The sequence below is a fragment of the Psychrobacter sp. Marseille-P5312 genome (genome assembly GCF_900291405.1).
Lineage (GTDB): Bacteria > Pseudomonadota > Gammaproteobacteria > Pseudomonadales > Moraxellaceae > Psychrobacter > Psychrobacter celer.
The window spans coordinates 313,964-331,739 of record NZ_OLML01000001.1 but is presented as its reverse complement, the minus strand read 5'-3'; the positions used below and the strand labels follow the sequence as shown (position 1 = coordinate 331,739).

Annotated in this window: 13 protein-coding genes, 2 tRNA genes and 1 pseudogene; 10 read left to right on the top strand and 6 right to left on the bottom strand. The window is 47.9% G+C overall.

Translation table 11 applies throughout. From position 1 onward, the window contains the following. Window positions 1-44 precede the first annotated feature (44 nt). The 3 genes and pseudogenes from tkt to C6W44_RS01430 all read left to right on the top strand — a co-directional run bounded on the left by tkt (window position 45) and on the right by C6W44_RS01430 (window position 3,706). Window positions 45-2,042, top strand: a complete 1,998-nt coding sequence (tkt, locus tag C6W44_RS01440; protein ID WP_105243930.1) for a transketolase — start codon at window positions 45-47, stop codon at window positions 2,040-2,042. Window positions 2,043-2,204: 162 nt separating this feature from the next. After that, window positions 2,205-3,437 (top strand): annotated as a pseudogene (locus C6W44_RS01435) (IS3 family transposase). A 50-nt stretch (window positions 3,438-3,487) separates the two neighbouring features. Then, window positions 3,488-3,706, top strand: coding sequence for a topoisomerase DNA-binding C4 zinc finger domain-containing protein (locus C6W44_RS01430; RefSeq protein WP_105243929.1), 219 nt, complete (start codon window positions 3,488-3,490; stop codon window positions 3,704-3,706). A gap of 3 nt (window positions 3,707-3,709) precedes the next feature. Here C6W44_RS01430 and C6W44_RS01425 read toward each other — a convergent pair whose 3' ends face one another. The 3 genes from C6W44_RS01425 to C6W44_RS01415 form a co-directional block, all read right to left on the bottom strand. Next, on the bottom strand, window positions 3,710-4,054 hold the full coding sequence (locus C6W44_RS01425) for a DUF779 domain-containing protein (protein ID WP_105243928.1): 345 nt from the start codon (window positions 4,052-4,054) through the stop codon (window positions 3,710-3,712). 514 nt (window positions 4,055-4,568) lie between these two features. Beyond that, window positions 4,569-5,597, bottom strand: coding sequence for an alcohol dehydrogenase AdhP (adhP, locus tag C6W44_RS01420; protein WP_105243927.1), 1,029 nt, complete (start codon window positions 5,595-5,597; stop codon window positions 4,569-4,571). A 97-nt stretch (window positions 5,598-5,694) separates the two neighbouring features. Further along, window positions 5,695-7,221, bottom strand: a complete 1,527-nt coding sequence (locus C6W44_RS01415) for an aldehyde dehydrogenase family protein (protein ID WP_105243926.1) — start codon at window positions 7,219-7,221, stop codon at window positions 5,695-5,697. A gap of 284 nt (window positions 7,222-7,505) precedes the next feature. On the opposite strand from C6W44_RS01415, the gene C6W44_RS01410 reads away from it, so the two are divergent. From C6W44_RS01410 to C6W44_RS01400, 3 genes are all read left to right on the top strand, one after another. After that, window positions 7,506-9,419, top strand: a complete 1,914-nt coding sequence (locus C6W44_RS01410; protein ID WP_105243925.1) for an AAA family ATPase — start codon at window positions 7,506-7,508, stop codon at window positions 9,417-9,419. Between the two features lie 126 nt (window positions 9,420-9,545). Then, a complete protein-coding gene (locus C6W44_RS01405; RefSeq protein ID WP_227526458.1) occupies window positions 9,546-10,634 on the top strand; it encodes a type I glyceraldehyde-3-phosphate dehydrogenase in 1,089 nt (362 codons plus the stop codon). Between the two features lie 92 nt (window positions 10,635-10,726). Further along, window positions 10,727-10,817: transfer RNA gene (locus C6W44_RS01400), tRNA-Ser, on the top strand. A gap of 160 nt (window positions 10,818-10,977) precedes the next feature. Here C6W44_RS01400 and C6W44_RS01395 read toward each other — a convergent pair. The 3 genes from C6W44_RS01395 to C6W44_RS01385 all read right to left on the bottom strand — a co-directional run bounded on the left by C6W44_RS01395 (window position 10,978) and on the right by C6W44_RS01385 (window position 12,643). Beyond that, complete coding sequence (locus tag C6W44_RS01395) at window positions 10,978-11,715, bottom strand: hypothetical protein (protein ID WP_227526319.1); 738 nt, start codon at window positions 11,713-11,715, stop codon at window positions 10,978-10,980. A 320-nt stretch (window positions 11,716-12,035) separates the two neighbouring features. After that, window positions 12,036-12,365: a CopG family transcriptional regulator gene (locus C6W44_RS01390; protein WP_105243922.1), complete on the bottom strand. Its 330-nt coding sequence runs from the start codon at window positions 12,363-12,365 to the stop codon at window positions 12,036-12,038. A 202-nt stretch (window positions 12,366-12,567) separates the two neighbouring features. Next, window positions 12,568-12,643 (bottom strand) — tRNA-Asn (locus tag C6W44_RS01385). A gap of 617 nt (window positions 12,644-13,260) precedes the next feature. Here C6W44_RS01385 and C6W44_RS01375 point away from each other — a divergent pair. The 4 genes from C6W44_RS01375 (at window position 13,261) to betA (ending at window position 17,727) form a co-directional block, all read left to right on the top strand. Next, complete coding sequence (locus C6W44_RS01375; RefSeq protein WP_105243920.1) at window positions 13,261-13,605, top strand: DMT family transporter; 345 nt, start codon at window positions 13,261-13,263, stop codon at window positions 13,603-13,605. A 31-nt stretch (window positions 13,606-13,636) separates the two neighbouring features. Beyond that, window positions 13,637-14,218, top strand: a complete 582-nt coding sequence (locus C6W44_RS01370) for a TetR/AcrR family transcriptional regulator (RefSeq protein ID WP_105243919.1) — start codon at window positions 13,637-13,639, stop codon at window positions 14,216-14,218. A 135-nt stretch (window positions 14,219-14,353) separates the two neighbouring features. Then, window positions 14,354-15,868, top strand: a complete 1,515-nt coding sequence (gene betB, locus C6W44_RS01365; RefSeq protein ID WP_105243918.1) for a betaine-aldehyde dehydrogenase — start codon at window positions 14,354-14,356, stop codon at window positions 15,866-15,868. Window positions 15,869-16,026: 158 nt separating this feature from the next. Further along, window positions 16,027-17,727: a choline dehydrogenase gene (gene betA, locus C6W44_RS01360; RefSeq protein WP_105243917.1), complete on the top strand. Its 1,701-nt coding sequence runs from the start codon at window positions 16,027-16,029 to the stop codon at window positions 17,725-17,727. Window positions 17,728-17,776 lie beyond the last annotated feature (49 nt).

Below are 17,776 nucleotides of genomic sequence, written 5' to 3'. Positions count from 1 at the left end.
TCCTCTTATGCTCCACATTTCTGATTCGAATATTAGGACACTCTATGCCAGCTCCAATTAGCGAACGTAAACTAGCCAATGCCATCCGTGTACTGTCGTTTGATGCGGTTCAAAAAGCCAACTCAGGGCACCCGGGCGCGCCGATGGGCATGGCCGATATTGCCGAGGTTTTGTGGCGTAAATTTTTAAAACACAACCCTGCCGATCCTAACTGGCACAACCGCGACCGTTTTGTCTTATCAAATGGTCATGGCTCGATGCTGATTTATGCATTGCTACATTTGACTGGTTATGACGTCAGTGTCGATGACCTAAAAGGCTTCCGTCAGCTGCATTCAAAAACCCCAGGTCACCCTGAGTATGGCTATACCCCTGGTGTTGAGACGACCACAGGCCCACTCGGCCAAGGTATCGCCAATGCCGTTGGTTTTGCGATTGCCGAAAAAACCCTAGCTGCACAGTTTAACCGCGATGGCCATAACATCGTCGATCATCATACCTATGCGTTCTTAGGCGATGGCTGCTTGATGGAAGGTATCAGTCATGAAGTGTGCTCGCTAGCTGGCACGTTGGCGCTTGGCAAGCTGGTCTTCTTCTATGATGACAACGGCATCTCAATCGATGGTAATGTCGAGGGTTGGTTTACTGATGATACCGAAGCGCGCTTTGAGTCTTACGGCTGGCAAGTTATCAAAGTCGATGGTCATGATACTGATGCCATCACGCAAGCAACTGAGCAAGCGATTGCAGAAACTGCTAAGCCAAGCCTAATTATTTGCAAAACGACTATCGGTGCTGGTAGCCCAAACAAACAAGGTTTAGCGGCTAGCCACGGTGCGCCACTTGGTGATGATGAAATTGCCTTGACTCGTGATGCGCTGTCTTGGAAACATGCCCCATTTGAATTAGATGATGAAATCTATGAAGCGTGGGATGCCAAAGCCAAAGGCGACGTGCAGCAAAAGAACTGGGATGCTGACTTTGCAGCGTACAAAAAAGCCTATCCAGAGCTGGCAGACGAGCTATTACGCCGCCTAAATGGCGAGTTGCCTGCTGACTTTGCTAGCCAAGCACAAGCCTACATTCAGCAAACGCAAGAGGCAGGCGGTGATGTCGCCAGTCGTAAAGCCAGTCAAAATGCGATCAATGCTTTGCAGCCATTATTGCCAGAACTACTAGGAGGCTCAGCAGATTTAGCGGGCTCGAACCTTACGCTATTTAAAGGCGCTAAAGGCATCGAGAAAGATGCTGATGGCAACTACATCTACTACGGCGTGCGCGAGTTCGGTATGACCGCGATTGCCAATGGTATTGCCTTGCATGGCGGCTTTATCCCTTACGTAGCGACGTTCCTGATGTTTATGGAATACGCGCGTAACGCGGTACGCATGGGCGCACTGATGAAGCAGCGCGTCATCCATGTCTATACGCACGACTCGATCGGTCTGGGTGAAGATGGCCCAACGCATCAGCCAGTTGAGCAATTGACTAGCCTACGTACCACGCCAAATCTACGCACATGGCGTCCGTGTGATGCGACTGAATCTGCTAGTGCTTGGGTAGAAGCGATTAAGTCAGAAAACAACCCATCAGCGCTTATCTTTAGCCGTCAAAGCTTGCCACATCAAGCGCGCGATGAGAGCCAAGTCGCGAACATCGCCAAAGGCGGTTACGTACTAGCCAAAGAACAAGGCGAGCTACAAGCCATCATCATCGGCACCGGCTCAGAAGTTGGTCTTGCGATGCAAGCGCACAAGACGCTTAGCGAAAATGGCATTGGCGTGCGTGTGGTCTCTATGCCATGTGCCGAGATCTTTATGGAGCAAGACGCTGATTATCGTGAGTCAGTATTGCCTGCCACTATCCGCGCCCGCGTCGCAGTAGAAGCGGCGCACGTAGACTACTGGTATAAGTTTGTCGGTCTCGATGGCAAAGTCATCGGTATGACCACTTATGGCGAGTCAGCACCAGCCAGCGACTTGTATAAAGAGTTTGGTATTACGGCCGACGCTGTGGTTGAAGCGGTAAATAGTTTGGTGTAATAGACCTAATTTAGTTTGTGTTTAGTTTAAAAAAGAGAGCTGCCGGAGAAATCTGGTGGCTTTTTTTATGGTTTGATTTTTGGCTTTAGAGTCGTTCTGAGCTATGCTGAAAAAACCGTAGAGATAAACTTGGTAAACTAAGCGTATTAACAGGAGTTTACCATGACCAAGAAAGTAAGAACCTACAGTGACGAATTTAAAGCCGAAGCTGTTAAAAAGATAGCAGACAACAACGGCAATATTTCAGCAACTGCAAAGCAGCTTGGCATTGCCATGCAAACGCTCTCAAATTGGCATAACAAAGCCAATCAAGGCAAGCTTGTTGGCACAGAGCAATATAATCCTGACCTTATGAGTGCTCTTAAAGAGATAAAGCAGCTCAAACGCCAGCTTAAAGTTGCCGAAGAGGAGCGCGAAATACTAAAAAAGGCGACGGCGTACTTCGCGAATGAGGAACGTTAAGAAACAGTCTGGGAGACTGTTTTAGTGACGCAAGGCGAAGGGCTATGTCCGCAGTGACAGCTAGTCAAGTACGCCTTTATCAAAGACAACCAGCAAGTCTTTAGCATTAGTAGGATGTGCCGCGTACTACAGGTTAAACCCTCAAGCTACTATGACTGGCTAGGTCGTCATATCAGCTGTCAGCAGGTACATCGTAATCAGTGCGAGTTACTGGTTAAAGCCGCTCACAATGAAACGAAAGAACGTTATGGCGCAGATCGACTGCATGCTCATCTAAGCGAGCAAGGGCATGACATTAGCCTGTATATGGTAAGAAGCATCAAAGAGCAACACGGCATTAAATGTCGTAGTCATAAGCGCTTTAAAGTCACCACCGACTCCAATCACAACAAACTGGTCTATCCAAACGTGCTCGATCAGAAGTTTGACACCAGTCGCCCTAACCAAGCATGGGTAAGCGACATCACCTATATCTGGACGAATGAGGGTTGGCTGTACTTAGCAGGGGTCAAAGACTTATACACCAAAGAGCTTGTCGGTTACGCTATTAACAAGCGTATGACCGCAGATTTGGTCTGTCGCGCATTGAACATGGCCATCAGGAATAAACGTCCAAACAAAGGGCTAATCGTTCACTCTGACAGAGGCAGCCAGTATTGCAGCCATGCCTACCACAAGATCGTTAAGCAGCATCAATTTACAGGCTCAATGAGCGCTAAAGGTAATTGCTTCGACAATGCTCCAATAGAAAGCTTCTGGGGCACTTTAAAGAACGAGCTGGTATATCATCAGGATTATAAGACTAGATTTGCAGCGATCAACGATATTATTAGATACATCGAGCTGTACTACAATCAGACTAGAATTCAAAAGGGTTTGGGCTATAAATCACCAAGACAGGTGTGGTTTGATTATTATCGTCAGGCTGCGTAACTAAAATCTCCCAAGTTTAACTGTACGGAATTGACAGCAGGGGTCAGTTTATGATGCCGTTTGAGATTGTAGAATCTGAGCCAAAAGTGAATAAACCTGAGATACTTAAAGCGACAGATCATGACGCTAATATCGATCAAGCGCCAACCTGCCCAAGATGCAACGGCGCGATGATCGCACGCGTGGCGAAAAAAGGCGCACGCCAAGGACAATATTTTTATGGGTGCGTGCAGTTTCCTAAGTGTCGCGGCGTGGTTAATGTAAGCTAATATCTATTTAGCGGTTTCATCATCGATCGCACACACCTCAGAGCGCACGATAAAGCGCTTGCCCTCGGGTATCTCCAGCGAAAAACTGGCGCCGCGACCATCGACCACATCGATGATAAGATCGGTGTGTTGCCATAGCTGATACTGGGCTTTGCCCATATAAAAAGGACATCCTGCCAGCTTGCCGACCAAAACATCTTGGCCGCCCACGACAAACTCGCCTAGTGGATAACACATCGGTGAGCTGCCATCGCAGCAGCCACCAGACTGATGAAACATCAGCTCGCCATGCTTGGATTTTAGTAAGTCGATCAGTGCTTTACAAGATGGGGTAGCAGTGACTTTCATCATGATGTCCTTATCATTGGTGGTGTGTCTTGACTGAATAAACTGGGTAAATTGTTTAACTATAATCAATTGAAAATAAAACTGTTATATAAGTTTAAACGTGCTACTGGTATAAATTTTACTTGCGTGCTGCGTTCCCAGAGGCTGCGCAAAATTCATCCCAGTAGCGCTATATTCTTTTTAGAGTGCATCGGCTATATCTGTATAAAATCAGAGGCATGTAAAAAGTCGTATCCTCTTCATTCACACCAAAGATAGCATGCGAGTGAAAACGATACGACTAAGAAGGCTAAATAAAATACAACAAGCCAGTGCTGCACTAAGAGAGAATCGGCATAAAGCAGCACAGCTCTATCATATAGTCAATTCTCAATAAAACAGATACATTATATATCAACGTGGAATTGGTATAAATTTTCCTTGCGTGCTGTGCCTACGCCGCTCGATGCTGCGTAAAATTTATTCCAGTCCCACTGTATCGTTTTTATACTGAACTCACTATACCGTCATGAGCCTACATGCTATAGTCAATGACGATGCGACCTTCGATTTTGCCATCATGCATCCGCGCAAAGATATCATTGATATTTTCAAGTGGCTCAGCCGTGACAGTGGCCTTGACCTTGCCTGCCGCCGCCATGTCTAGCGACTCTTGCAAGTCTAGGCGCGTACCGACGATCGAGCCACGAATGGTAATGCCATTTAGCACGGTATCAAAGATAGAGACAGGGAAGTCGCCCGTTGGCAAGCCGTTACATACTAAGGTGCCACCGCGGCGGAGCATGCTTAGCGCTTGGTCAAAGGCTTTGGCCGATACCGCTGTCACAAGGGCGCCATGAGCGCCGCCGATCTGCTCTTGGAGATACTCGCCAGGATCGGTGTCTTTGGCGTTGACGATGACTTTGGCGCCCAGCTTTTTGGCAAACTCAAGCTTCTCATCGTCGATATCGACCGCCGCGACATTAAGACCCATGGCAATGGCGTACTGAACGGCCATGTGCCCAAGTCCACCGATACCTGAGATCACCACCCAGTCGCCAGGCTTGGTATCCGTCATTTTAAGACCTTTGTAGACGGTGACACCTGCGCACAGCACCGGGGCAATCTCGATAGAGTCGACGCCCTCAGGGATGATACCGACATAGTTGGCATCGGCCAAGACATACTCAGCAAAACTGCCGTTTACTGAGTAGCCGGAGTTTTCTTGCTGCTCGCAGAGCGTTTCCCAGCCGCCTAGGCAATGCGTACAGTGACCACAGGCAGAGTAGAGCCAAGGCACACCGACGCGGTCACCTTTTTTGACATGGTGGACGTTGTCGCCGACAGCTGTGATCAATCCGACGCCTTCATGGCCTGGGATGAATGGCGGATTTGGTTTGACAGGCCAGTCGCCTTCGACAGCGTGTAAGTCAGTATGGCAGACGCCAGAAGCTTGCATTTTTACCACAATCTGACCGGCACCTGGGGTTGGGATATCCACTTCTTCAATCTGCAAGGGTTGTCCGAACTCATGTAGTACGGCCGCTTTCATTTTATTACTCACGTTGCATTCTCCTTATCGCGGATGGTGAGTTGGTAGATATGATATCTACCAACTCATTACTTTATGGTGGCTGCCATAAAGTGCGTGACAGACAGGCTTAAAAGAAGCCCATCTTTTTGGGACTATAAGAGACCAGCATGTTTTTGGTTTGCTGATAATGGTCGAGCATCATTAGATGGTTTTCGCGGCCGATACCTGATTGCTTGTAGCCACCGAAGGCCGCGTGTGATGGATAAATGTGATAGCAGTTGGTCCAGACGCGGCCCGCTTGGATACCACGGCCAAAGCGATACGCCTTATGTACACTACGAGTCCAGACGCCTGCACCTAGGCCATATAAGGTATCGTTAGCGATTTTCATGGCTTCGTCATCGTCTTTAAACTTTGTGACGGCAAGTACAGGTCCAAAGATTTCTTCTTGGAACACGCGCATATCATTGGTGCCCTCAAAGATGGTTGGCTGCACATAATGACCATCGCCCAGCGCGCCATCATGTTTGGCTTGTTCGCCGCCGACCAATACTTTTGCGCCTTCTTGCTTACCGATATCCAGATAAGAGAGGATTTTTTCTAATTGGTCTGAGCTGGCTTGCGCGCCAATCATGGTATCAGTATCTAGCGGGTTGCCCATCTTGATGGCCTTGACGCGCTCGATACAGCGTTGCATAAATTCATCATAGATACTTTCATGTACCAGTGCGCGTGACGGACACGTACAGACCTCACCTTGGTTGAGGGCAAACATGACCAAACCTTCGACCGCTTTGTCCAAGAAGTCATCGTCTTCATCCATCACATCGGCAAAGAAGATGTTGGGGCTTTTGCCGCCCAGCTCTAGCGTCACAGGAATGATGTTTTCACTGGCGTACTGCATGATGAGGCGGCCGGTCGTGGTCTCACCTGTAAAGGCGACTTTATTGATGCGCGGGTTAGAGGCCAGTGGTTTACCTGCTTCAACGCCAAAGCCATTGACGATGTTTAGCACGCCCTTTGGCAAAATGTCAGCGATACCGATGGTCTCTAGCATAAATAGCACGGACGCTGGTGTTTGCTCAGCTGGCTTCATGACGATACAGTTACCAGCGGCGAGGGCGGGGGCGATTTTCCACACCGCCATCAGGATAGGAAAGTTCCACGGGATGATTTGTCCGACCACGCCTAGTGGCTCATGGAAATGATAAGCAACGGTGTCTTCATCGATCTGGCTGATGCCGCCTTCTTGTGCACGAATGGCACTGGCAAAATAGCGAAAGTGATCGACAGCTAATGGAATGTCTGCTGCTAGGGTTTCACGTACAGGCTTGCCGTTTTCATACGTTTCGGCAATGGCGATGGCTTCTAAATTGGCTTCCATCTTATCTGCAATTTTGAGCAGTAGATTGGCACGTTCAGCGACACTGGTTTTGCCCCAAGCGTCTTTGGCAGCATGCGCGGCATCGAGTGCTTTTTCTATATCGGCTTCTTTTGAGCGTGCCACTTGGCAGATGATTTTGCCATCGATGGGGCTTGGGTTGTCAAAGTATTCACCATCGATGGGGGCGACCCACTCACCATTGATGAAGTTGTCGTATTTTTTGCGGAATTGGACGGGACTGTTTTCAGTATTGGGATAGGCGTATAACATGAACGACTCCTTGTTGGGTATTATGATGGTTGAAACATAAATATTTGGCCTTCCTGACCAAGCTATGACTCTATCGTACTGAGCTTTGGCGTTGAGTGATAATGACTTTTTATAATGATATATTTCGTATCGCATAACTTTATGTTATGCGATTAGCGCCTGCTAAAGTGCTTTGTAAAGTGAGTGCAGCTGTTATAATTAAATGGCATTGCCGCACACTTGGGTGCGATGCAATGCGGTATTTTTACTCCCTATTTTCTTTTATTACTTATTGGTTTGGATATATGCGTCAATCTTCTGCTCTTAATATTTTAAAAACAGGTCAAAACGTTTTTTTGACTGGATCGGCAGGGTCGGGTAAGACTTATACTCTTAACCAATATATTGATTATTTGCGCGCGCGCCGTGTGCCAGTAGCGGTCACAGCCAGTACAGGCATTGCAGCGACGCACATGAGCGGCACCACCATTCACAGCTGGTCAGGAATAGGTATCAAAGATGAGCTGACGGAGCGCGATTTGAGCAATCTATCGCGCAAGCAATTTTTGGCAGATCGCCTAAAAGAAACAGCAGTACTTATTATCGATGAGATATCGATGCTGCATGCCAAGCAGCTAAACTTAGTCAATCAAGTGCTCAAACACGTGCGCAAAAACGACAGTGCCTTTGGTGGTATCCAAGTGGTCGTTGCCGGCGACTTTTTTCAGTTACCACCGATTGGAAGTAAGGGTGAGAGTAACCGAGAAAAGTTTGCCTTTATGTCTGAGGCCTGGCTCGATGCTAAGTTCCATATTTGTTATTTATCCGAGCAGCATCGGCAAGTCAGTGAGGCCGCTAATGGCGGACTGGATTTGGATGATATTCTCAATCAGATTCGCAGACAAGAAGTCACTTTTGAGGCGATTGCGGCATTGGAAGCTACCTTTGATCAAAACGTCGATATCAATCGCACCCGTCTCTATACCCACAACCTCAACGTCAATAAAATCAATGATAAAGAGCTGGCTGCCTTAGATGGCGAGATGATGCGTTTTGAGGCGACCTCGATGGGCGATAGTAAGCTGGTCGACACGCTCAAAAAGACCGTGCGTACCCAAGATGAGCTGACGCTCAAAGTCGGCGCTAAGGTGATGTTTATCAAAAACAACACTGAGCTTGGCGTCTCGAATGGCACCATGGGTGAGCTGGTTGGCTTTACCGCTGTCAAGATAGACGATGGTAAGGGCAATAGCGAAGCCTTAATTGAAGAAGTCGAGGCAGACGATGACGAAGAGACGGCCAAAAAGACAGATACGTCAGACAAACAGACGGCAAAAACCAAAAAGCCCACCACACAAAAAATGCCTGTAGTGCGGCTAAATTCAGGCCGTGAGGTCGTCGCTGAGACAGAAGAGTGGATCATCGAAGATGAGACAGGGGATGTGCTGGCAAGCTACAGCCAAGTGCCGCTTTGTCTGGCTTGGGCAATTACCATTCACAAATCGCAAGGCATGACCCTAGAGGCCGCAGAGATTGATCTGTCGCGCACTTTTGAGCTGGGTCAAGGCTATGTGGCGCTCTCACGCCTCAAGTCGCTAGCAGGGCTGCAGCTACTTGGCATGAATGAGATGAGTCTGCAGTTAGACCCCCTCGCACGCGGGGCGGACAAGCGGTTTTTGGCGCTCTCCGAAGAGGCGGATGCCAACTATGCCATGCTCAATGAAGAGAGTCTGACACAGGCGCATGACAAGTTTATCTTAAAGTCGGGCGGTACGCTGAATCAATCAGTGATTGATGCCTACGCGGCGCTACAAAAAAAGCGCCGTGAGCAGCAGCAGGCAAAGATTGACAAAAAACAAAAACGCCGCAACCAAGTTGCTGATAAGTCCCAAAGCACCTTGCTGGCAACCAAAACGCTCCTCGAAGAGAGCTTGTCTATCGCTGAGATATCACAAGCGCGCCAGCTGTCGCAATCTACCATCATGCGCCATATTGCAGAGTTAAAATTGCAAGACCCAAGCTTGGCCTGTGACCATCTGCGCCCAGACGATGAGGTGATGACGGCAGTAGGTACCGCTTATATCGCGATCAAAGTCGCCAACAATCCCAATGACTTTAATGATGATGGCAGTGTTAAGCTGCGCCCAGTCTTTGAGCATCTCAAGCAGCGTATCGATTACAACACCATTCGTCTGGCCTTGATTTTTATTACCCCATAGGGCTGGGCGATGATGTGATATCGTCTCAGTGATTTGCCGTGTTTTTTATCTTTATAGCGATATGTTTTTATGCCTGATTTTTCTAGCGCCACTTATCAACTGACCTCTGATCCAGCCGTCGCCGCGATGTCTTATACAGGCGAGCATACCCAGCCATTACGAGTGGCGATTAATGGCTTTGGCCGTATCGGGCGTAATGTACTGCGCGCCTTATTAGAGCGTTTTGAGGTCTTGGGTCGAGCGATTCATGTGGTGGCAATTAATGACTTGGCACCTGCTGATATTTTATTGCATTTATTAAAGTTTGATAGTGCGCATGGCCGCTTAAGTCAGCTGGGCGTGGCAGCTGAGCTGGTGGTAGCCAGTACGGATGAGAATAAAACCCAGCTGTGCCTGACCAAAAACAGCCTGACTTACTGTATCAATATGCTCTCAGAGCCGGATCCCAAGAGCCTGCCATGGCAAGCGTTAGGGATCGATGTGGTATTGGAGTGTACGGGGCATTTTCGCTCTTATGAGCAGGCGCATCTGCATATCGAGGCAGGCGCGCAGCAGGTCATTATTGGTGCAGCGCCTTTTGATGATGTCGATGCCTGTATCGTGATGGGTGTCAACAGCGATACCTTGACGCGGGCGCTACCGATTATCTCGAGCGTCTCATGTACCACCCAAGCGCTGGTACCGCTGATCGATACCCTTGATAAGGCCTTTGGCGTCACCTCCGCGATGATGACAGAGATTCATGCAGTCACTGCTGACCAGACTGTGCTCGATCAAGCGCACCGAGATCCAAGACGTGCCCGTGCCTCAGGTCATAACATCATACCTACGACCTCGAGCAGTATCGCTGCGACCGAGCGTGTATTACCGGCGATGGTCGGCAAGGTCAATGGTCACTCTATCCGTGTACCCACCATCACCGTTGCAGCGATCGATGTGACCTTTGTCTTTGACACCCAGCCTGTCAGCATTGCGGCGATTCGTGAAGTACTGACAGCCGCCAGCGACGGTCATTTGCGTGATATCATGGCCTATACCGATGAGCCACTAGTATCCAGCGATTTTATCCATCAGACCGAGTCGCTTATCATTGATGGTCAGCAGTTGATGCAGGTCGGTACGCAGTATAAGGTTTTTGCTTGGTACGACAACGAGTGGGGCTATGCCAATAGACTGCTTGATATGTGTTTGCATTTGGCCTCCAGCGGTCATTAAATCTGTGACTTGTGCTCATCGATAAATTAATTTAATTTTTTTAGATTATCTGCTTGCATTATGAAATGATATCTATATAATGATGCACCAATGGAGACGTGGCAGAGCGGTTGAATGCACCGGTCTTGAAAACCGGCAAGGGTTCATAGCCCTTCGAGAGTTCGAATCTCTCCGTCTCCGCCAAATTCGAAAAGCCCCAATTAGCAATGATTGGGGCTTTTTTTATGGGCGTGTATCAGCGCGCTTTATCACTTAAATAATGACAAGAGAGTGCTTGTTACTTTTTAGCCAGTCTCTTACCTGCGTATTCATTTATATGCCCAGTCGCATACCTAGTGATGTTTTATTTGATTAAAGACTCATCAAACTCAACGTGTTGACCATCTGCTAGTGTCAACGTCCCTTCGCTAATCTCAATAGTCATGTCTCTGGTGTTTCTGATAGCGCGCATGACATTGATGTCCTCAATGCTACTCTCGATGATAATTTTGCCAGACTGCTCAGGTTTGATAGCAGGATCAAACACAGTCAACGGAACATTAAAGTGCTTGCCTTGGGTCAAAGCGATGTCTTTCATCACCAATGTACCCTTAAAGCTATCGATGGCGACTTCGCCGTGGTTGGATAGCATAAACTGGAGCTTTACTTGGTTTAAACTGTCGCTATCACTGCTTTTGACTGGCAAGAGCGCCACAGGGTAGTGTTGCGCATTGGCCGTGGCCGCTTGCTGACTTTTTATGATGGGGCTTTTTTTGCCCGTGGGATTATTGGGATGCAAGCGCTCATATTCACGCTGCTGTATCAAGGCTTGTTTGATCGTAGTGCGCGGCATCGCACCAGACTCATAGGCAGCGCTGAGTTTCATGCGCAGCATATAGCGACTGAGTAGTTGCTGATCGGTCTTAGGCAGTTGCTCAAAAGTATCACCGAGCTTTTTTTGCCACTGATCAGAGTTGGTCGGAATGGTTTTTTTGCTAGGATCTGCTTGCGGCTGTGAGCACGCAGAGATAGCAGGCAGAAATGCCAATGCCATCGTCAACAATAATGCTTGGTTAAAACGCGGATAGAAACCTCCCATCATACACCTCCGTGTCAATTTGTTTTGCACCAACGACCGTGATTGTCATCGGCTTTTTTTATGAGTAGGGCTGGTTTTAATATAGCTGGTTTTTTTGGGTGTTATGTTGGATTATGGCTAAAAACTGTGTGCGGGCGACAACCATCATTTGGCGCACAAAAAAGACTGAGCGCCATGGGCAAGCTCAGTCTTTTGGTACGCAGCCTATCTAGTTCATCATTAAGAAAGCAGTTTTTTATACTGTCGCTTATGTATCGTCGATTATATATTGTTGTCTATATATAGTCGGCAGTATATCGAATCGGCTTTCTTAATCATCTCTGCTAATCGTCGTTTTGTAGCTCGGATAGGGGGTGGGAGATGTTGTTATTGTGAGTCACCACGATGGCCTCATCGATGATGCGTTGACTGACGCCGCGCTTGCGCAAAGACTCGATAAATACTTCATCGTGCGCTAGAGTATAGTCTTGATGATCACGATCAAGCCCTTGACGGATGTATAGGCGAATCAGTCCTTGAATACGTTTAAAGCCCAGCTCTTTTGAGGTTGTCTCTAATAATGCGATCATCTCTTCAGACAGCCGAATACTAACCGGGCGCATGATTTTTTGCGGATGGTCAGAAAACTTATTTTTTACACGTGCAGGTATCATAATAAACCATTATTTTTAGTGAGTAGGAGTAAAATATTCAGACAAAACGAACCCAAGCAAACTACTCTTACCATACAACAAAATCGTCCAAATGAACACCGCAGCGGTATTTATATCACTGATTTCATAAGAGAATTGTCTGAGCCAAAAATGACAGCCATAAAAAAACCTTCATCAAATAATGATGAAGGTTTTTCGTATATGGCTCTCCAACCTGGGCTCGAACCAGGGACACACGGATTAACAGTCCGTTGCTCTACCAACTGAGCTATTGGAGAATAATCTGTGATAACGGTAAATATGACAAGCTAAAAGTAATTGCCGTCTGCGTTATGTGGGGCACATTTTAGCCAAGTCGGTATAGGCTGTCAACCTTATTTTGACATAATTCGCAAATATTCTTTAGATGTTGTGAAGTTTGACTGCCAGCCCTCAGTCCTTGGCGCATTTTAGCGATAAAAACGACCCTAATATGTCATAAGCGCACCTCAGAATGATGTATCTATAAGACGGCGCGTTAGGGCGGATAGGTCTGGATATGGATGGGCTTGATAGCGTGTTTGTTTTGTTAAAACCTCTATCTACCTGCGGCGTGTAACAAAAAAATAGCAGCGATATGCTACTTTTATTTATGGCTTAAGCAATCTGCTGTCAGCGTTGGTTACCAAGCTTTTGCGGGTAATTTGATTAGACAACTTGGCTATCTTTTTGAATATAAAAGCAATCTGTACATCGCTTGAAACAAAAAAACTGCTGGGCTGCTCTTCACATTGCTGGATTATTTCTATAAAATACCGACCGTGTGGTTTCTTTGGGAGCTGCATTCTATTATTTATTACTTATCCATTTCGCTCAATCAAGCGTGTACGCTGGATTTAACACAGGTGTCTTAGCTATGAGTCCTACCATCATTGCTTACGGTTATCTTGCCATCGCTATCATTTGTGAAGTGGTTGGCACGACCTTTTTGGTCAAGTCAGAGCAATTTACCCGTTTGGTGCCGACCTTGATTATGGGCGTGCTTTATGTCATCTCGTTTTATTTGTTGACCCAGGCCATCAAGACCATACCACTTGGCATCGCCTATGCGCTGTGGGGCGGTCTGGGGATTGTGCTGACCTCACTAGTCGGGGTGTTCTTTTTTAAGCAAAGTCTCGATACCGCGGCGGTGGTCGGTATTGCGATGATCGTCGGCGGTGTGGTGGTGATGAACGTATTGTCAAACTCGGTGGTGCACTGACAAGTAGGTAAAAATGAACATGGACACAAAAATGGAAACGAAAAACGCGCATAAACGTAAAAAACAGCCAGAGCTGGTGCGGCGGGCGCTGCTCGATGAGGCAGCACGTATCACGCTAGAGCAGGGCTTGTCTAAAGTGACCTTTCAAGCGGTGGCAGATGCCGTCGGCGTGACCAAAGGCGGAGTGATGCATCATTTTGCTACCAAGGACGCGCTTATCTTAGAGGTATTTTATGATGCGATGGCCAAGTTTGAGGCAGAAGTCAATGCTGCCATGGCAAAGGATCCGGTCAGCTACGGCTCGTTTACCCGCGCTTATATCGACGCCACCATCAGCTTAGGCGAAAAAGGGCAGGCCGAGTTTAATAGCCAAGCGACTTTGTATGTGTTGATGCTAGGAGACCGGATGCTACGCGAACGCTGGGCTGAGTGGTCAAATGAGCAGCTAAAAAAATATGCCGCTACCGACAATAGCGAAACGCTATGTATGGTACGTCTGGTCGCCGATGGTATTTGGCTCTCTGACTTTTCGGGTATCGATATCTCGGACAAGGCTTCAATACGTGAGCGCTTGATAAATATGACGCAGCAAGACTTCGATAAACAGTTTTGATAAATGACTTTGACCAATAACTTGATAAACAGCTTTGGTCAATAACACGCACATAGAAAATTTTATCTTTAACCTATGACGGCATGATTGACTGAACGCTTTTTTATAAATTCTCAGTCGCCTTAAGGAAAACTTATGACAACTACTCAGACAAACGTAAATGATTTACAAGACATTATTGATTTAACACAAACGCAGACCGCTTATATTAACGGTCGCTATCTGGCGGTCGATGATTCTTTAACGACTTTTGACGATATCAACCCAGCGACAGGTGAAGTGCTGGCGAGCATTCAGCAAACCACTGCCGAGCAAATCGATGAAGCGGTAAAAGCGGCGCAACAAGGGCAAAAAGTGTGGGCGGCAATGACCGCAGTTGAGCGTGGCCGTATTTTGTCAAAGGCAGTTGCGATATTGCGCGAGCGTAATGATGTACTGGCATTGCTTGAAACCAAAGACACCGGCAAAGCGCTGTCTGAGACTAAGTATGTCGATATCGTCACTGGTGCCGATGTTGTTGAATACTATGCCGGTCTTGCGCCAATGATTGAGGGTCGTCAGATTCCACTACGTGATAGCAGCTTTGTCTATACGCGCCGTGAGCCACTCGGCGTCGTCGCTGGTATCGGCGCATGGAACTATCCGATTCAGATCGCGATGTGGAAGGCTGCGCCAGCGTTGGCTGCTGGTAATGCGATGATTTTTAAACCCTCAGAAGTCACGCCACTGACGGCGCTGAAACTGGCGGAAATCTTTACTGAGGCGGGCATGCCAGATGGCGTATTTAACGTCGTACAAGGCGATTATAAAGTAGGCGAAGCATTAACTCAGCATCCTGATATTGCCAAAGTCTCGTTTACAGGCGGCGTGCCAACGGGCAAAAAAGTCATGACAAGCGCGGCATCATCGTCTCTCAAAGACGTAACCTTAGAGCTGGGCGGTAAGTCGCCATTGATTATCTTTGACGATGCCGATATCGATATGGCAGCGGATATCGCCATGATGGCGAACTTCTATAGCACCGGTCAGGTCTGTACCAATGGCACGCGTGTGTTTATCCCAAAAGTGCTACAAGCCAAGTTTGAAGAAGCGATCTTGACGCGGGTCAAACGTATCAAACTCGGCGATCCGATGGATGAAGATATCAATATGGGACCACTAGTGAGCTTCCCGCATATGGAGCGCGTACTTGGCTATATTGAGCAAGGTAAAGCAGGCGGCGCGCGTCTATTAACTGGCGGTGAGCGAGTAACAACTAGCGAGCTTGCCAATGGTGCCTTTGTCGCGCCAACGGTGTTTACCGATTGCACCGATGATATGACGATTGTACGTGAGGAAATATTTGGTCCAGTGATGTCGATATTGACTTATGAGACTGAGGATGAAGTCATTCGCCGTGCCAATGATACCGAGTACGGCTTGGCCGCAGGGGTGGTAACCAAAGATCTAACCCGCGCGCATCGTGTCATCGGTCAGATTGAAGCTGGTATTTGCTGGCTAAATACTTGGGGCGAGTCGCCTGCGCAAATGCCAGTTGGCGGTTATAAGCATTCAGGTATCGGCCGCGAAAACGGCATCGAAGCCCTTGCACACTATACGCAGACCAAATCTATCCAAGTCGAGCTGGGTAAGTTTGAGTCAGTATTTTAATAGCTTGTTAACTGCTTGTTTTTTAACCATCTGTTTTAACTACCTGTTTTAATGTACAAAGAAAGCTGTCGTTAGTAAGCACGTCATGTAGGTAAATACGCCGGCATGATGTGAGCTTACTGATGACATGACGTATTTTTACTATTATGGAGCGTTTTATGACATCAACCACACCTGAATATGACTACATCATTGTCGGTGCAGGCTCAGCCGGAAACGTGCTGGCCACGCGCTTGACCGAAGATGCCAACATTAAGGTGTTGCTATTAGAAGCTGGTAGACCTGATTATCGACTAGACTTTCGTACGCAGATGCCAGCGGCGCTCGCGATGCCGCTACAAGGCACTACTTATAACTGGGGCTACAAAACCGATCCTGAGCCATATATGAATAACCGCGTTATGGACTGTGGCCGCGGTAAAGGGCTGGGCGGCTCATCACTCATCAATGGCATGTGTTATATCCGTGGTAATGCGCTCGATTTTGACGACTGGGCCAAAATCAAGGGCTTAGAAGACTGGACGTATCTCGACTGCTTGCCGTACTTTAAAAAATCAGAGAACTGCGACGCAGGCGAAAACGACTATCATGGCGTCGGTGGTCCGGTAGAAATGACCACCTCAAAACCTGGGGTCAATCCGCTGTTTGAAGCGATGATTGAAGCGGGCGTGCAGGCAGGCTATCCGCGTACAGAGGATCTAAACGGCTATCAGCAAGAAGGCTTCGGGCCAATGGATCGTTTTGTCACGCCTAATGGTCGCCGCGCATCAACGGCACGCGGGTATCTCGACCGTGCCAAACCACGTAGCAATATCACCATTTTGACCGGTGCCTTGACCGATGTGATTTTATTCGATGGTAAGCGCGCGGTCGGCGTTAAAGTTGAGCATCAAGGTCAAAGCAAAAAATTCTATGCCGCTCGTGAAGTGATCGTCTCATCAGGTGCTATCGCTTCGCCGCAATTATTGCAGCGCTCTGGTATTGGTCCTGGTCAGTGGCTCAAAGACTTGGGTATTAATGAGGTTTTAGAGTTGCCGGGCGTGGGTAACAATCTACAGGACCATTTAGAGCTGTATATGCAGTATGAATGTAAACTGCCGGTGTCGATTGCCCCTGCCAATAAATGGTGGAATAAACCTGCGATTGGTGCTGAGTGGTTGTTTAATGGTACTGGTCTTGGCGCGTCCAATCAGTTCGAGGGTGGCGGCTTTATCCGTACTGATGAGAAATTTACGCACCCCAATATCCAGTATCACTTCTTGCCATTAGCGGTGCGTTACGATGGTCGTAGTGCGGTGAAATCGCACAGCTTCCAAGCGCATGTGGGCTCACTACGATCACCGAGTCGTGGCCGCGTCAAGCTCACCTCAAAAGACCCAAATGCGCATCCAAGCATTTTATTTAACTATATGTCGCACGAGCAGGACTGGCAAGAGTTCCGCTCGGCGATGCGTATCACTCGCGAGATTATGCATCAGCCAGCGCTTGACCCATATCGCGGCCGTGCTATCGCGCCGACCGATGATCTGGTGACCGATGCGCAGTTGGATGAGTATGTCCGCAATCATGGCGAGACCGCTTATCATCCGTCGTGTACCTGTGCGATGGGTGAGGGTAATGATTCGGTGGTCAATGGTGAAGGGCTGGTACACGGTATCGATGGTCTGCGTGTCGTTGATGCGTCGATTATGCCAAATATCATTAGTGGTAACTTAAATGCTACCACCATTATGTTGGCCGAAAAAATCGTTGATAAGATGCGCGGTAGACAATTACCACGCTCGACAGCGGATTATTATGTCGCCAATGGCGCACCGCTCAGAGCTGAGCCGATGCGTGCTTATCATACGACTGTATAAATAAACGTGCCAGCGAGTAGGCACGATATAAGGATAATATAACGTCAAT

Coding starts and splice junctions, on each gene's coding strand:
- tkt (WP_105243930.1), top strand. CDS start 45: ATGCCAGCTCCAATTAGCGAACGTAAACTAGCCAATGCCATCCGTGTA.
- C6W44_RS01430 (WP_105243929.1), top strand. CDS start 3,488: ATGATGCCGTTTGAGATTGTAGAATCTGAGCCAAAAGTGAATAAACCT.
- C6W44_RS01425 (WP_105243928.1), bottom strand. CDS start 4,054: ATGAAAGTCACTGCTACCCCATCTTGTAAAGCACTGATCGACTTACTA.
- C6W44_RS01415 (WP_105243926.1), bottom strand. CDS start 7,221: ATGTTATACGCCTATCCCAATACTGAAAACAGTCCCGTCCAATTCCGC.
- C6W44_RS01410 (WP_105243925.1), top strand. CDS start 7,506: ATGCGTCAATCTTCTGCTCTTAATATTTTAAAAACAGGTCAAAACGTT.
- C6W44_RS01405 (WP_227526458.1), top strand. CDS start 9,546: ATGTCTTATACAGGCGAGCATACCCAGCCATTACGAGTGGCGATTAAT.
- C6W44_RS01395 (WP_227526319.1), bottom strand. CDS start 11,715: ATGATGGGAGGTTTCTATCCGCGTTTTAACCAAGCATTATTGTTGACG.
- C6W44_RS01390 (WP_105243922.1), bottom strand. CDS start 12,365: ATGATACCTGCACGTGTAAAAAATAAGTTTTCTGACCATCCGCAAAAA.
- C6W44_RS01375 (WP_105243920.1), top strand. CDS start 13,261: ATGAGTCCTACCATCATTGCTTACGGTTATCTTGCCATCGCTATCATT.
- C6W44_RS01370 (WP_105243919.1), top strand. CDS start 13,637: ATGGAAACGAAAAACGCGCATAAACGTAAAAAACAGCCAGAGCTGGTG.
- betB (WP_105243918.1), top strand. CDS start 14,354: ATGACAACTACTCAGACAAACGTAAATGATTTACAAGACATTATTGAT.
- betA (WP_105243917.1), top strand. CDS start 16,027: ATGACATCAACCACACCTGAATATGACTACATCATTGTCGGTGCAGGC.